The following is a 15,375-nucleotide window of genomic DNA, read 5'->3' as shown; positions in this document are numbered from 1 at the left end:
AGTGCAAACTGCACAAGGAAAAGGCTGTTGCCGCTGCCCCTAGGCTCACTGACGCTGGATCCTCCCATATTCCTGGCCCCGCTGGCCGGGATCACCGACCTGCCGTTTCGCCGGCTTGTCGCGCGTTTTGGCGCGGGCCTCGTGGTCAGCGAGATGGTGGCCAGTGCCGAAGTGGTCCGCGCCCAGCCCGAGGCGCGGGCGCGGGCGGAACTGGGGTTCGGCGAACAGGCGACCTCGGTGCAGCTTGCAGGGCGGGATCCGCACTGGATGGCCGAGGGCGCGAAGTTCGTCGAAGGGCAGGGCGCACGGATCATCGACATCAACATGGGCTGCCCCTCGAAACGGGTGACCACGGGGCTTTGCGGCTCGGCGTTGCTGCGCGACCTCGATCTGGCGCTGCGGCTGATCGAGGCGGTGGTGAAGGCGGTCAAGGTGCCGGTCACGCTGAAGACGCGCCTGGGCTGGGACGACAGCCTGCACAACGCGCCAGAGCTTGCGCGTCGCGCGGAAGAGGCGGGGGTGCAGATGATCACGATCCACGGTCGCACCCGCTGCCAGTTCTACAAGGGCAGTGCCAACTGGGCGGCCATTCGCGCCGTGAAGCAGGCCGTCCGCATCCCCGTCATCGCCAATGGTGACATCACCGATACCGCGACCGCGCGCGAGGCCCTGCGCCTTTCCGGTGCCGACGGCATCATGATTGGCCGCGGGGCGCAGGGCGCGCCCTGGCGGCTGGCGCAGGTTGCGCACGACCTTTACGGCACGCCGGCCCCGAATATCCCTGACGGGGGGCAGCTTGGCCGCATGATCCTTGATCATTACGACGACATGCTCACCTTCTATGGGCGCGAGCTTGGCCTGCGGATGGCGCGCAAGCACCTTGGCTGGTATCTGGAAGAGGCGGGCCTGCCCCATGCACGCGAGGCGATCCTGACCTCGACCGACCCGGCCGAGGTGATCCGGCTGATCGAACTGGCCTTCGCCGATCTGGAGTTGGCCGCATGACCCCCGCCTACCGGATGCCCTATCCGGTGCCCGGCGTGGTCTGGGCCTCGCTGCCCTTGCCGGCGCTGCTTCTGGACCGCGACGCAAGGATCCTGGAGGTCAACCCCGCGGCCGAGACCTTTCTGAACACCTCGGACAAGGCGCTGCGCGGCCAGCCCGCCTTTGACCGGTTGGCGATCGACGCGCCAATGGAAGAGGCGCTGGCCCGCGCCCGCGCCAACCAGTCGCCGCTGAACATCAATGATGTTGACGTGACCTCGGGCGAACGCCCGCCGGTGCAGTGCACGATCCATTTGGCGCCGATGCACGACAACCCCGACGTGGTCATGCTGATCCTGTCCCCGCGCGAGATCGCCGACCGGCTGGGCCGGTCGATGGGGGTCAAGACGGCCGCGCGGTCCGCGATCGGCATGGCCGAGATGCTGGCGCACGAGATCAAGAACCCGCTTGCCGGCATTTCCGGCGCGGCGCAGCTGTTGTCGATGAGCCTTGCGCCCGAGGATCAGGAACTGACCGATCTGATCGTCGAGGAGACCCGTCGCATCGTCAAGCTTCTGGAGCAGGTCGAACAGTTCGGCAACCTGCGGCCCCCTGACCGCAAGGCGGTGAACATCCACGACGCGCTGGACCGGGCGCGACGCTCGGCGCTCGTCGGCTTTGCCGCGCACATGACCATCGTCGAGGATTACGACCCCTCGCTTCCGCCTACCTTTGCCGACAGCGACCAGCTGATGCAGGTGTTCCTGAACCTGATCAAGAACGCCGCCGAAGCCTGCAAGGATGGCGGCACGATCCGGTTGCACACCTTCTATGACCTTTCGCTGCGCCTGCGCCGCAAGGATGGCGCCTCGGCCGCCTTGCCGCTGAACGTGGAAATCATCGACGACGGCCCGGGAATCCCCCCCGATATCGCTGCGAACATCTTCGAGCCCTTCGTTTCGGGCCGCGAGAACGGCACGGGGCTCGGGCTGGCGCTCGTCTCCAAGATCATTTCCGACCACGAGGGCTGGATCAGCGTCGATTCCGTCCCCGGTCGCACAGTGTTCCGCGTGTCGCTGCCCATGGCGCCACGCGACAGAAGGAAGGAAGCTGAATAGATGGATGGCACCGTCCTTGTCGCAGACGACGACCGCACGATCCGCACGGTCCTTACCCAGGCCCTGACCCGCGCGGGATGCAAGGTCCATGCAACTTCTTCGCTGATGACCCTGATGCGTTGGGTGGAAGAAGGGAAGGGTGATCTGGTGATCAGCGACGTGATCATGCCCGATGGCAACGGGCTGGATGCGTTGCCGCGCATATCAAAGATGCGTCCGGGGCTGCCGGTGATCGTCATCTCTGCCCAGAACACGATCATGACCGCGATCCAGGCCGCCGAGGCCGAAGCCTTCGATTATCTGCCGAAGCCCTTCGACCTGCCGGACCTGATGAAACGGTCCTCCAAGGCACTTGAACAGCGACGCCGGGTGCCCAAGGTAGTGGTCCAGCCGCGCGAGGAGGGCGACGACCTGCCGCTGGTGGGCCGCACCCCGGCGATGCAGGCGCTGTATCGTCTGGTCGCGCGTGTAATGAACACCGACCTGGCCGTGCTGATCACGGGCGAATCCGGCACGGGTAAATCATTGATCGCAAAAGCGATTCATGATTTCTCCGACCGTCGGACACTGCCCTTCGTCGTGGCCCAGGCCGCCGATCTTGCCGGGATCGACGGCCCCTCGGCCCTGCTGGCCCGGGCGCGGGGCGGTTCGATCGTTTTCGACGAGGTCGCCGATTATGACGATGACACCCAGGCCCGCGTGGTGCGGATGCTTGATCTGCTGGGCGACAATGCCCCGCGCGTCATGGCGACCAGCCAGTCGGACCTTGCCGCGAAGATGGAGGCCGGCCAGTTCCGCCAGGATTTGTTCTATCGTCTGGGCGGCGTGACCCTGCATGTGCCCAGCCTTCGGGAAAGGGTGGACGACATTCCGCTGCTGGCCGAACACTTCCTTGCGCGTGGCGAGCGTGATCTGGGCGCGATGCGGCGCCTTTCGCCCGAGGCGACCGACCTGATCCGCGCCTATTCCTGGCCGGGCAACGTTCGACAGCTGGAAAACACCATCCGCCGCCTGCTTGTCACCGCCTCCGAGGCAGAGATCGCCCGCAGCGAAGTGGAACAGATCCTGGGCAACCAGCCCGGCCCGGAGCCCCGGTCCGAAGGCGTGGCGGGGGAAAAGCTCTCGGCCTCGGTGGCGCGGCATCTGAAGCGCTATTTCGATCTGCACGGCGGGCAGCTGCCGCCGCCCGGCGTCTATCAGCGCATTCTGCGCGAGGTGGAACTGCCCCTGATCGAGATCGCTCTGGACGCCACCGCGGGCAATCAGGCGAAATGTGCCGATCTTCTGGGCATAAATCGCAACACGCTGCGCAAGAAGATCACCGATCTGGACATTCGTGTGACCCGTCGCCGGAAGTTGATGTAAGGACGCAACGGTGCGTGTGTCTTTCGGGTTTCATAGATCGCACCGACTAGATATAGTGGCGAAAGGCGGAAAAACCGTCGGCCAACGGGCAGATTCGGGTGGATCGCGCAATCCAGAACGACGTTTGGGCACGCTTCTCGCGCTTGCGGCGGCAGCGCCGGGTGCAGACTGCGGTCACACTCGGAGTGGTTTTCCTGGGTCCGGTGCTGGCGGTGGCCACCTTCCTGGCGCTGGGCCCCTTCAACCAGGACGCCGCCTCTCCGACCCTGCGGCTGATATTGCTGTCGGATCTGATCTACGTCCTTCTGGTCGCCGCGCTGGTGCTGGCCCGTGTCGTGCGGCTGATCGCCGACCGCCGCACGCGTTCGGCGGGGTCGCGGCTGCACATGCGGCTGTCGGGCGTCTTCATGCTGATTGCACTGATCCCGACCGTTCTTGTCGCGGTCTTTGCCGTTCTGTCGATCAACATCGGGCTTGAGGGCTGGTTTTCGGAAAGGGTCCGCTCGGTCGTCGGATCCTCGCTTTCGGCCGCACAGGCTTATGAAGCGGTCCAGCGCGAGGATCTTGCCGCGGACGCGAACGCACTTGCCGGCTATCTGAACCGGGCAAAGCAGCAAAGCGTGTTTCTGCGCGACGACCAGCTGCGCCCGCTGCTTTCTCAGGCGCAGCAGGTGATCCAGCGCGGCCTGAAGGAAGCTTATCTGGTCGATGGTACAGGCGCGCTTAAGACGCGGGGTGAACGATCCTACCTGTTCGGGTTCGAGCCGCTGACAGCGGAACAGCTGCGCCTTGCGCGCGAAGGCAACACCGTCCTTATCCCCGACTGGGCCAACAACGAATTCCGGGCCCTGGTCTTTCTGCCTGCATATACGGACCGTTACCTTTATGTGACGCGCGAGGTGGATGGCTCGATCCTCTCGCTGCTGGACGAAACGCAGGAAACCGTTCAGCTCTACAACCAGCTGGAAAGCGAACGCGGGCGGCTTCTGTTCAATTTCGGTCTGATCTATCTGGGCTTTGCGCTGATCCTGATCCTGGCCGCCGTCTGGCTTGGCCTCTGGTTTGCCGAAAGGCTGTCGCGCCCGGTGGGCCGGCTGGCCGGTGCTGCGGAACGGGTGGGCGGCGGCGATCTGGACGTGCAGGTGACTGAAGAAGAGAGCGACGACGAGATCGCCTCGCTGGGGCGCCTCTTCAACCAGATGACCCGGCAGCTCAAGGGGCAACGCGAGGCGCTGGTCGAAAGCCACCGCCAGACCGAAGCCCGGCGCCGCCTGTTCGATTCGGTGCTGTCCAACGTCACGGCCGGGGTGATCGGGCTGGATGCGGATGGCGACATCGACTTCGTGAACCGCGCGGCGGAACGGTTGCTTGATCTGTCCGACGGCCAGTCCGACATGCCCCTTGCGGCTGCTGTCCCGGAATTTGCCGCTCTCTTCGACCGGCTGCGCGAAAGCGGCAGCAATGCCGTGCAGGAGGAAGTGCGCCTGACCCGCAAGGGCAAGCTGGAAAGCCTGCTGGTGCGGATGAGCACGCGACGCAGCGATCAAGGCGGTCTCGAGGGGTATGTGGTCGCCTTTGACGACGTGACCGACCTGGTCAGCGCCCAGCGCATGGCGGCCTGGGGCGATGTGGCACGCCGCATCGCGCACGAGATCAAGAACCCGCTGACCCCGATCCAGCTTTCGGCCGAACGGATCAGGCGCAAGTTTTCCACCCAGGTTCGCGACCATGAGGATCTGGAACAATATACCGATGTCATCGTCCGGCAGACGAACGACCTGCGCCGGATCGTGGACGAATTCTCGAAATTCGCGCGCATGCCGGAACCCGACCGCCGCGACTGTGACCTGGTGGAACTGCTGAAGGGCGCTGTCCTGTTGCAGGAAAACGGCCAGCCTGGGGTCCGCTTTGTCAAAAGCATCCCGAATACCCCGCTGCCGATGGAACTGGATGCGACCATGATCGGCCAGGCATTGACGAACCTGATCAAGAACGCGGGTGAAGCAATTGAAACCTATCAGGAAAAGGGCGCATCGACCGGCTTTGTCCCGGAAATCCGTGTCACGTTGATGGTTGACGACGGCGAAGCGGTGATCCGCATCATGGACAACGGTATCGGCCTGCCGCCCGACCGGGCGCGCCTGTTCGAGCCCTACGTCACCACGCGCGAAAAGGGCACCGGCCTGGGCCTGCCCATCGTCAAGAAGATCATCGAGGAACATGGCGGGACACTGGCGCTTCTGGACGCACCGGTGTTCGACGGGTGCGACCACGCCGGCGCCATGGCCGAAATCCGCCTGCCGCGCACCACGCGTCGCAAGGCACGAACGTATGTCCCGCCCGAGGTTGCCGCGGCAGGACAGGGAGGGTGAGTACATGAGCATTCTGATCGTCGATGATGAACAGGACATCCGCGAACTGATCGGCGACATCCTGCGCGATGAAGGCTATGCCGTTCGGCTTGCAGCCAATTCCGACCAGTGCATGGCGGAAATCAATGTTGACCCGCCCTCGCTGATGATCCTCGACATCTGGCTGAAGGACAGCCGGATGGACGGGATCGACATCCTGAAGGCTGTGAAGCGCGACAATCCCGATATTCCGGTGGTGATCATCTCGGGCCACGGCAACATCGAGATCGCGGTCGCCGCAATCAAGCAGGGGGCCTATGACTTCATCGAAAAGCCGTTCAACATCGACCAGCTGATGGTCGTCGTGGGGCGCGCGATGGAGACGTCGCGCCTGCGGCGCGAAAACCAGGAACTGCGCCGCCGCGATGTCGCTTCGGCCGAGATGCTGGGCAGCTCTGCCGCGTTCAAGGCCCTGAAGGCGAACCTCGACAAGGTCACCAAGTCGAATGGCCGGGTGATGCTGACGGGCGAACCGGGGTCAGGCAAGGAAATGGCGGCCCGTTACATCCACAGCAATTCCAGTCGGGCCTCGGCTCCCTTCGTGGTCGTATCTTCGGCCACCATCGAACCCGAGCGCATGGAAGAGGTGCTGTTTGGTCGCGAAACCCCTGAACGGGGCGTAGAGCCCGGTCTGCTGGAGCAGGCGCACGGTGGTGTCATCTATTTCGACGAGGTCGCCGACATGCCGCTGGGCACGCAGTCGAAGATCCTGCGCGTGCTGACCGAACAACAGTTCACCCGGGTGGGCGGCGCCGACAAGGTGCGGGTAGATCTGCGCGTGATTTCCTCGACCTGCCGCGACCTGCGGGCGGAAATCGGCATGGGCCGGTTCCGCCAGGAACTTTACGACCGGCTGAATGTGGTGCCGATCACGGTTCCGTCGCTTGCGGACAGGCGCGAAGACATTCCCGAACTTGCCCGTCACTACATCGACTGGTTCCACAAGACGCAGGGGCTGCCTGCTCGCGACCTGACGCCCGAGGCCGAAACCATGCTTCAGACCATGGCTTGGCCCGGCAACATCCGCCAGCTGCGCAATGTCATCGAGCGGGTGCTGATCCTTGGCGACAGCACCGGCCCGATCGAGGCGCACGAGTTGCCCGGCAACGAGCCCCGGCCCGAGGCCGAAACAGGAATCCTGTTGTCCGGCGCGGTTGCAGCACTGCCTCTGCGCGAGGCGCGCGAACTGTTCGAACGCGAATACCTGCTGACGCAGATCAACCGGTTTGGTGGCAATATCAGCCGCACGGCCAGTTTCGTCGGCATGGAACGCTCGGCGCTGCACCGCAAGCTGAAATCGCTTGGTGTGGTGGGTGCAAACCGCGGCGGGCGCGGCCTTGGCGACTACGACGAATGACGGGGCGCAGGGGCCAGGCGGGCTTTGGTTGACCCCTGTCGGCCGATCTGACATGCAGAGATCCGACGACGGCGCGCGGAGAGACTCATGAAGGTGATCATCTGCGGGGCAGGCCAGGTCGGCTGGCAGATCGCCCGCCACCTGTCCGGGGAAAAGAACGACGTCACCCTTGTCGATATCAATACCGATCTGGTCCGCCGCGCGACCGATACGCTGGACGTGCAGGGCGTGGTGGGCTTTGCCAGCCACCCTGACGTTCTGGAAAAGGCAGGCGCGCGCGATGCCGACATGCTTATTGCCGCAACCCATTCCGACGAGGTGAACATGGTCACCTGTCAGGTGGCCCATTCGGTCTTCAACATCACCCGCAAGATCGCCCGCATCCGCGCGCAGAACTATCTGTCGGCCCTGTACAGCGACCTGACCAACCAGGATCGCCTGGCCATCGACGTAGTCATCAGCCCGGAACGCGAAGTCGCCGAGGCGGCGCTGCAACGGCTTGCGGCGCCAGCGACGTTCGATACCGAAAGCTTCATGGGCGGCCGCGCCCAGCTTCTGGGTCTTGCGCTGGACGCCGAGTGCCCGGTGCTGAACACGCCGCTGCGCCAGCTGAACGAACTGTTCTCGACCCTGCGCGCGATCGTCGTGGGGATCCGCCGCGAAGGCAGGCTCTTTGCCCCCGATCCTGGCGACCAGCTTTATGCCGAGGATCAGATCTACGTCTTCACCCATGTCGAGGACGTGAACCGCGCACTGGAAATCTTCGGCAAGAAGACGAAGAAACAGGAACGCATCGTCATCATCGGTGGCGGCAACGTGGGTCTTGCCGTGGCCCGCGCGCTGGAAACCCGCACCGACCGGATTCGTGCCAAGGTGATCGAGAAGGACCGTGCCACCGCCGAGCACGCCGCCGACACGCTGGAGCGCACGATCGTCCTGCACGGCGACGGGATGGACATCGACTTGCTGATGGAGGCTTCGATCGACCGGGCCGACGCGATCCTGGCGGTGACCGACGACGACAAGACGAACCTTCTGGTATCGGTCCGGGCCAAGCAGGCGGGTTGCCAGATGACCATTGCGCTGGTGAACGACCCCACGCTTGCGCCGCTGATGGCGCCGCTGGATATCGACGCCTACATCAACCCGCGCGCTACCACCGTTTCCTCGATCCTGCGCCATATCCGGCACGGTCGGGTCCGTGCGGTCTATTCCATCGGTGATGCCGAAGCCGAGATGATCGAGGCGCAGGTCCTGACAACATCGCCCTTGGCCGGGCGGCTGATCCGCGACATCGAATTTCCGGAGGGGGTTCTGGTCGGGGCGGTGATGAAGGGCGAGAAGGTTCTGAAGCCCACGGGTGATCTGCGGATCGAGGCGGGCGATGTTATCGCGCTATTCGCAATGGCTGGCGACGTGCCTGAGGTGGAGCGCCTGTTGCAGGTCTCCATCGACTTCTTCTGATGTGGACGCGCCTGTCGGAGCTTCCGCTGCTGGTCGTGCTGATCGGCCTGACCGGCCTGCTGGCCCTCTTGCCGGCAGGATATGCCGTGGCGGTTGACCAGACCGCTCTTGGGAGAAGCTTCCTTTACCCGGCTCTGATCATCCTGATCGGAACGACGATGCTGGGTATTGCCACCGCGGCCTTCACCCCGCGCGACCCGGCACGCAGCCATCTGGCCGCCTTGGTCGGGGCCTATGTCGTCCTTCCGGTTGTCATGGCGCTGCCGATGAAGGAGGCCGTGCCCGACACCCGGTTCCTGAACGCCTGGTTCGAGATGGTCTCGTCCTTCACGACGACCGGGGCTACGGTCTATCCGCCAGCGCGCCTGCCGGACGCCGTGCATCTGTGGCGCGCCACGGTAGGATGGTTCGGCGGTTTCCTGACCCTGCTTGCCGGCTATGCGATCCTGGCGCCGCTGAACCTGGGTGGGGCCGAGGTCGCCACCGGCCGGGTTCCGGGGCGGGGTGTGCTGGGCGCGTGGCAGATGGGCCGCGGTGCCGATCCTTCCGACCGGCTGACCCGTTTCGCCCTTCAGCTTTTCCCGATCTATGCGGCGCTTACGCTGGCGCTGTGGGTGCTGCTAATGATCGCAGGCGCCTCGGGCGTGACCGCGCTGATCCACGCGATGGGAACACTGTCCACTTCCGGCATCTCGGGGCAGACAACGCTGGCTGCCAGTGGCGCAGGTTACGTTGGCGAGGCGCTGATCTTCCTGTTCCTCATCTTCGCGATCACGCGCCGGGCCATGCCCGGCACCGGCCTCGCCGAGAACCGCCGCCCGTTGTCCGGCGACCCCGAACTTCGTCTTGCCGGGCTGGTCCTGGGGACCGTGACACTGATCCTGTTCCTGCGCCATTGGGTCATTGCCGACGAGGCCGGTTTTGCCGTGGACGAAGATCAAGCGGTGGCCTCGCTTTGGGGTATCCTGTTCACGACGGCCTCCTTCCTGACCACGACGGGCTATGTCGGTGCCGACTGGCAGACGGGCGCGGCGTGGTCCGGCATCGGCACGCCCGGCCTTGTGCTGATGGCGCTGGCCATCGTCGGCGGCGGCACGATCACCACGGCTGGCGGCGTCAAGCTGCTTAGGGTCTACGCGCTTTTGCGCCATGGCGAACGCGAACTGGAACGGATCATTCATCCCAATTCCCTGGGCCATGGCGGTCCCGAGGCACGACGGTTGCGGCGCGAGGGGGCACAGCTTGCCTGGGTCTTCTTCATGCTGTTCGCAGTCTCCATCGCGGTCACGGTGACCATTCTGTCCATCCTTCGCGTCGGGTTCGAGCCTGCCCTTGTCCTGGCGTTGTCGGGCCTGACCACGACGGGGCAACTGGCCAGTCTGGGCGCCCCGCAGCCGATTGCCTATGGCGATCTGTCTGACGCGGTGAAGGCCGTGCTTTGCCTTGCGATGATCGTTGGCAGGCTTGAGACGCTGGCTCTGCTTGCGCTGATTCTGCCTGTCCGGGGGCGATGATCCCACCGCTGCGTAACAGCCTGATTTTTGCGCTGGAATCTCCTTGCAAGGCGATTCATACTCTGGTCTGACCGTCTCTGGCGGTGCCGACAGGGGGGATCGGTCAGAACGCCCCACGCGACAGTGAAGCGACAGAAAAACAAGGCAAAAAAGCAATGGCCGCCGACAAGCAAAATCTGCAGGACGCCTTTCTCAATCATGTGCGGAAGGCGAAGGTTCCCGTGACGATCTTCCTGATCAACGGGGTCAAGTTGCAAGGCGTGATAACCTGGTTCGACAACTTCTGCGTGCTTCTGCGCCGCGATGGCCAGTCGCAGCTTGTCTACAAGCATGCGATCTCGACCATCATGCCGGGCGCGCCGATCAGCCTTTATGAAGGGGAAGACTGATCGCACAAGAACCAAAGGATGATGACGATCTCCTCGCCGCGCGCGAGGGTGGGCGGTTGCGTGACACGGCTGCAAGGCCGACGCGGGCCTGGGTGCTTCATCCGGCGCTTAAGTCCGCTGGTGGGCGCCGCCTGCCGGAACACGGGCTGGCCGAGGCCGTGGCACTTGCCAGCGCACTGCCGGAGCTGCAGGTCGTCGGCTCCGAAGTCGTGCGCCTTGCGCGCATCCATCCGGGCACGCTGCTTGGTTCGGGCAAGGGGCAGGAGCTGAAACAGAAGTTCAGGGATCAGAAGATCGACCTGGTGCTGGTCGATGGCACCGTCTCGCCCATCCAGCAGCGGAACCTGGAAAAGGAATGGGGCGTCAAGCTTCTGGACCGCACCTCGCTGATCCTGGAAATCTTCGCCGACCGCGCCCGGACGCGCGAAGGGGTACTTCAGGTCGAACTTGCCGCGCTGTCCTACCAGCGCACCCGCCTTGTCCGCGCCTGGACCCACCTGGAACGGCAGAGGGGCGGCTTCGGCTTCGTCGGCGGTCCGGGTGAGACGCAGATCGAAAGCGACCGCCGGGCGATCGACGATCAGGTGGTCCGTCTGAAGCGCCAGCTTGATCAGGTGGTCAAGACGCGCGAACTGCATCGCGCAGCCCGCGCCAAGGTGCCTTTTCCCATCGTCGCGCTGGTCGGTTACACGAACGCCGGGAAGTCCACGCTGTTCAACCGGATCACCGGGGCGCAGGTCATGGCCAAGGACATGCTCTTCGCCACGCTCGACCCCACGATGCGCGGCGTGACGCTGCCTTCGGGGGCCAAGATCATCCTTTCGGACACCGTGGGCTTCATCTCGGACTTGCCCACGCAACTTGTCGCCGCCTTCCGCGCGACGCTGGAAGAGGTGCTTTCAGCCGACCTGATCCTGCATGTGCGCGACATAAGCCACCCCGAGAACGTGGAACAGGCTGCCGATGTGACCGACATCCTCGCCAGCCTGGGCGTGAAGGAGGACACCCCGATCATCGAGGTCTGGAACAAGCTTGACCTTGTTGATGCTTCGCAGCGCGAGGCACTGGTTGCACAGGCGGCGCAAAGGCCGATGGTGCTGCCGGTATCGGCCCTGACCGGCGAGGGGGTGGATGCCCTGCTTGCGCTGATCGCGCGCACCCTGGACGAGGACCGGAGCGAGGCTGTCCTGACGGTCCCCTTCGATCAGGGCCGCAAGCGCGCCTGGCTGCATGAGCAGAACATTGTTCAGTCCGAGACCGAGACCGATGATGGCTGGCGGATTACCGTCCGCTGGACGGCACGGCAGGAAAACCGCTGGCAGCGACTTTAGCGCCGTGATCGGCCCAGACTCATTCGGCGGGCGTCAGCATCATGACGCCTGCTGCCGCTGCGCGGGCAAGGTCGGGATCCAGCGACATCGGGATGTATTCGCCGCGCCGCCACAGTTCGCCCAGGTCGTCGTAGTGCCTGCTGAGGGGATGGCCCGACTGGCCGGTGGCCGTGATGAACACCGAACTGTCGGGATCGGCAAAGTCATAGACCCCGCGATAGCCGGCTGAATGCACGTTCTGATAGGGCTCGGGCCCGGTGCCGCGCGTGACGCCGCGCATCAGCGTATCGTCGCCGCCGCTGGTGGATTGCCGGATGTTGACGAAATATTTCAGGATCGGCACCTCGCCCAGCACAGGGTGGTCGTGGGTCGCCTGATGCGCATCGCCCCAGCGCCAGCTTTCCAGATTCGGGCCATAGCGTTCCGTCAGCCGCAGCAGGGCCTCGTCCAGCGCGATGCGGGCAATGTCGGTGCAGGTTTCGATCGCCGCCGACTGGATCACGTCGCACCAGACACTGGCGCCGCCCACGTTGCGGTAGACCCGTTCGATGAAGACCGGAGAGATATGGGTGAAACTGTCGGCCATGGCGCCCAGTTCGTCCCGGATCAGCCGGTCCATCAGGGCGCGCAGCCAGGCTTCGGCAATCAGGGGTTCTGGCAGATGCTCGTTCATCTCACCATTCCATTCCGCCAGCAGAATCAGGGCGCGTTGGCGCAGCCGTTCCGGCGTGCCCTCGGGTGCGGGTTCGCCTGTGAACCACAGGTCCGCCCCGATCAGCGGCAAAAGGGCGCGCGCCGTCGGGTTCACGGTGTCAAGCTGCGCCTCGATGAAGCTTTCCCGTGTATGGACGCCCCGCGCGCGCATCAGCGTCAGCCAGCGCTGGATGCGCTGGGTGTCACCCCAGTCGAAACTGACGTGCTCGGGAAAGGGCCGATCCACGGTCTTGTTGTTGGTGTTGCCCAGAAGGCCCGAGTCTGGGTTCACGAAGCGCGGATTGTCCTCGTACGGCAGGACGCCGCGGAACCCGGCGGCCGGGTTCGCGCCCAGTACCGGCAAGCGGCCCTGCGACGGGTGTGCGGGGTCGCGCGCGGGCATCGCACCAACAAGCTGCATCGCGATCCCGTCCGTGTCGGCCAGCATCAGGTTTTGCGCCGGGGCGACATGCAGCCGCCCGGCCTCCAGCGCCTCGGCGACCGAGCCCGCGCGCATCAGCCGGATCGCGGCAGTCATCGAGGTATCGGCCCCGTTCAGTGCCGTCCAGGCCAGGGCAGCCACATGGCCCGGAGGCGTAACTGTTCCCAGGTTGAACTGCCCGCCGGTCATGATGGGCCCGTTGCGCGACCAGCGCAGCGTCAGGGTGACCGGTTCGGCATCCTTGACCGTGATGATCGTCTGCCGGCTGTCGAACCGGGCCCAGCCATCGGGTGTGCGGTATTCCTCGGGGTTGGCCGGGTTCACTTCCTCGATCAGTACGTCCTGGTCGTCCAGGTAGGCGGTGGTCAGGCCCCAGCCCAGCCGGTCGGACCGGCCGACGATCACTGCGGGAACGCCCGGAATCGTGCCGCCGATGACGCCGCCGGTCGAAAGTTCCAGCCGCGCCAGATACCACAGCGTCGGTGCGGTCAGCCCAAGATGGGGGTCGTTGGCCAGCAGGCTGCCGCCTGCCGCCGATCGTCCCGGCATCGCGGCCCAGGCGTTCGAGGCCCCCGCCTGGCCCGGCGCTGCGACCGGCGAGAAGGGCCCAAGTGCAAAATCGAGAGGATCTGACAGTGGCGCGACACCCGGCACCAGATCGGCATAGTCGGGCAGGGCGGCAACGCCTTGTCCCGGATCGTCGGGCAATATGTCCGCCAGCCTGTCAGGTGGCAGCAGCAGCGAGACCCGCGCGCGCAGAACCTCTTTCTGGGCCGCGTCGGTCAGCTGAAGGGCCATCAGCTTAAGGATTGCGATCGAATCGGCGGGGGCCCAGGCCGATATCTCTGGCGAGAACAGAAAGAATTCGGGCGCGCCGCGGCCACGGGCACCCTTGTTCACCTCGTTGATCCAGGCGTTCACGCCGGCGGAATAGGCCTCGAGCGCGGCCAGTGTCTCGGCGTCCTGCGCCTCTACCGACTGAAGAGCCAGCTGGTAAAGGTCCAGCCGTCGCATCAGTTCGTCCACCGCCAGCGTCGCGGGGCCGAAAAGTTCCGACAATCGCCCCTGCGCCGTGCGACGCAGCATCGTCATCTGCCAAAGCCGATCCTGCGCATGGACAAATCCCAGCGCAAAATAGATGTCGCGGTCGGTCTGCCCGAAGATGTGCGGCACGTTGTCGTTGTTGCGGACGATCTCGACCGGGGCAGAAATCCCGCGCAGGGTGAAGTCCTCGTTATAGTCCACTAGCGAACGCGACAGGATCCAGTAGGCCAGCAGAACGGCGACGACGCCCAGGACGATCCCCCCGGTGACGAATCTCATCAGCCAGCGAAAAGCGGTCAGCATCGGGCCCTGTCCTTGACGGCGGAAGCGTGATCGGTTCCTAGTCGATCACCCTGGCAAGGGCAATCAGCGGGGAATCGGACATGGCGAAAGTTGCGTTTCTTGGCCTTGGCACCATGGGCTTTCCGATGGCGGGGCATCTGGCGGCCAGGGGGCACGACGTTGCCGTCTGGAACCGCACCGCCGCGAAGGCAGAGGCCTGGCTGCAGCGCCACAAGGGCCGGCACGCCGCCACCCCTGCCGAGGCCGCCCGCGGGGCCGAGTTCGTGATGGCATGCGTGGGCAACGACGACGACCTGCGTGCTGTCTGCTCGGGGCCGGACGGCGCCTTTGCCGGAATGACGCCTGGGGCAATCTTCATCGACCACACCACCGTTTCGGCCACGATCACCCGCAAGCTTGCCGCTCAGGCGGCGACCGGTGGGATTGCATTCGTGGATGCCCCTGTCTCGGGCGGACAGGCGGGGGCCGAGAATGGCCAGCTTTCCATCATGTGCGGAGGCGATCCGGCAGACTATGCCCGGGTTGAGCCGGTTCTGGCCACCTATGCCCGCATCTGCCGTCTGATCGGGCCTTCCGGGTCGGGCCAACTGGCCAAGATGGTCAATCAGATCTGCATCGCCGTGTTGTTGCAGGGCCTGTCCGAGGCCCTGGCCTTCGGCGAAAAGGCGGGCCTCGATGGTGAGAAGGTGGTCGAGGTGATCTCTCAGGGCGCGGCCGGGTCGTGGCAGATGGTCAACAGGCACAAGACCATGCTGAAAGGCGAATTCGACTTCGGCTTCGCCGTGGACTGGATGCGGAAGGATCTGGCCATCTGCCTTGCAACCGCCGACGAGATCGGTGCACGGCTTCCGGTGACCGCGCTGGTGGACCAGTTCTACAAGGACGTGCAACTGATGGGTGGGGGGCGCAACGACACCTCCAGCCTGATCCGGCGCCTGAGATAGTCTCAGGCCCGGCGGC

11 protein-coding genes are annotated in these 15,375 nt (G+C 64.9%); 10 read left to right on the top strand and 1 reads right to left on the bottom strand.

What is annotated here, in order from left to right; translation table 11 throughout:
* Positions 1–27 precede the first annotated feature (27 nt).
* The 9 genes from dusB (at position 28) to hflX (ending at position 11,933) form a co-directional block, all read left to right on the top strand.
* Entirely contained in the window at positions 28–1,005 is a 978-nt protein-coding gene (dusB, locus tag EYB42_RS00420) for a tRNA dihydrouridine synthase DusB (protein WP_371685707.1), read from the top strand.
* Positions 1,002–2,102, top strand: coding sequence for a two-component system sensor histidine kinase NtrB (locus EYB42_RS00415; RefSeq protein ID WP_240783898.1), 1,101 nt, complete (start codon positions 1,002–1,004; stop codon positions 2,100–2,102). Before dusB ends, EYB42_RS00415 begins: the two co-directional genes overlap by 4 nt.
* Positions 2,103–3,467, top strand: coding sequence for a response regulator (locus tag EYB42_RS00410; RefSeq protein WP_135446998.1), 1,365 nt, complete (start codon positions 2,103–2,105; stop codon positions 3,465–3,467).
* A 98-nt stretch (positions 3,468–3,565) separates the two neighbouring features.
* Positions 3,566–5,839: a sensor histidine kinase NtrY-like gene (locus tag EYB42_RS00405; protein ID WP_135446996.1), complete on the top strand. Its 2,274-nt coding sequence runs from the start codon at positions 3,566–3,568 to the stop codon at positions 5,837–5,839.
* 4 nt (positions 5,840–5,843) lie between these two features.
* Positions 5,844–7,235, top strand: coding sequence for a nitrogen assimilation response regulator NtrX (gene ntrX, locus EYB42_RS00400; protein ID WP_135446994.1), 1,392 nt, complete (start codon positions 5,844–5,846; stop codon positions 7,233–7,235).
* A gap of 87 nt (positions 7,236–7,322) precedes the next feature.
* Positions 7,323–8,699, top strand: coding sequence for a Trk system potassium transporter TrkA (gene trkA, locus EYB42_RS00395; protein ID WP_135446992.1), 1,377 nt, complete (start codon positions 7,323–7,325; stop codon positions 8,697–8,699).
* Positions 8,699–10,213 (top strand): TrkH family potassium uptake protein, encoded by a 1,515-nt coding sequence (locus EYB42_RS00390; RefSeq protein ID WP_135446990.1) that lies wholly within the window; start codon positions 8,699–8,701, stop codon positions 10,211–10,213. The genes trkA and EYB42_RS00390 overlap by 1 nt, the downstream gene beginning before the upstream one ends.
* Positions 10,214–10,368: 155 nt before the next feature.
* On the top strand, positions 10,369–10,602 hold the full coding sequence (gene hfq, locus EYB42_RS00385) for an RNA chaperone Hfq (RefSeq protein WP_008028786.1): 234 nt from the start codon (positions 10,369–10,371) through the stop codon (positions 10,600–10,602).
* A 56-nt stretch (positions 10,603–10,658) separates the two neighbouring features.
* A complete protein-coding gene (gene hflX / locus EYB42_RS00380) occupies positions 10,659–11,933 on the top strand; it encodes a GTPase HflX (RefSeq protein ID WP_240783897.1) in 1,275 nt (424 codons plus the stop codon).
* Positions 11,934–11,952: 19 nt separating this feature from the next.
* Here hflX and EYB42_RS00375 read toward each other — a convergent pair whose 3' ends face one another.
* On the bottom strand, positions 11,953–14,415 hold the full coding sequence (locus EYB42_RS00375; RefSeq protein WP_135446988.1) for a penicillin acylase family protein: 2,463 nt from the start codon (positions 14,413–14,415) through the stop codon (positions 11,953–11,955).
* A 62-nt stretch (positions 14,416–14,477) separates the two neighbouring features.
* Here EYB42_RS00375 and EYB42_RS00370 point away from each other — a divergent pair, with 62 nt between their 5' ends.
* A complete protein-coding gene (locus EYB42_RS00370) occupies positions 14,478–15,359 on the top strand; it encodes an NAD(P)-dependent oxidoreductase (RefSeq protein WP_276605841.1) in 882 nt (293 codons plus the stop codon).
* Positions 15,360–15,375 lie beyond the last annotated feature (16 nt).

It is taken from the genome of Tabrizicola caldifontis (genome assembly GCF_004762095.1).
GTDB classification, from domain to species: domain Bacteria; phylum Pseudomonadota; class Alphaproteobacteria; order Rhodobacterales; family Rhodobacteraceae; genus Tabrizicola; species Tabrizicola caldifontis.
Note: the sequence above shows the minus strand (reverse complement) of the source record. Positions and strands in the feature narration are given on the sequence as shown.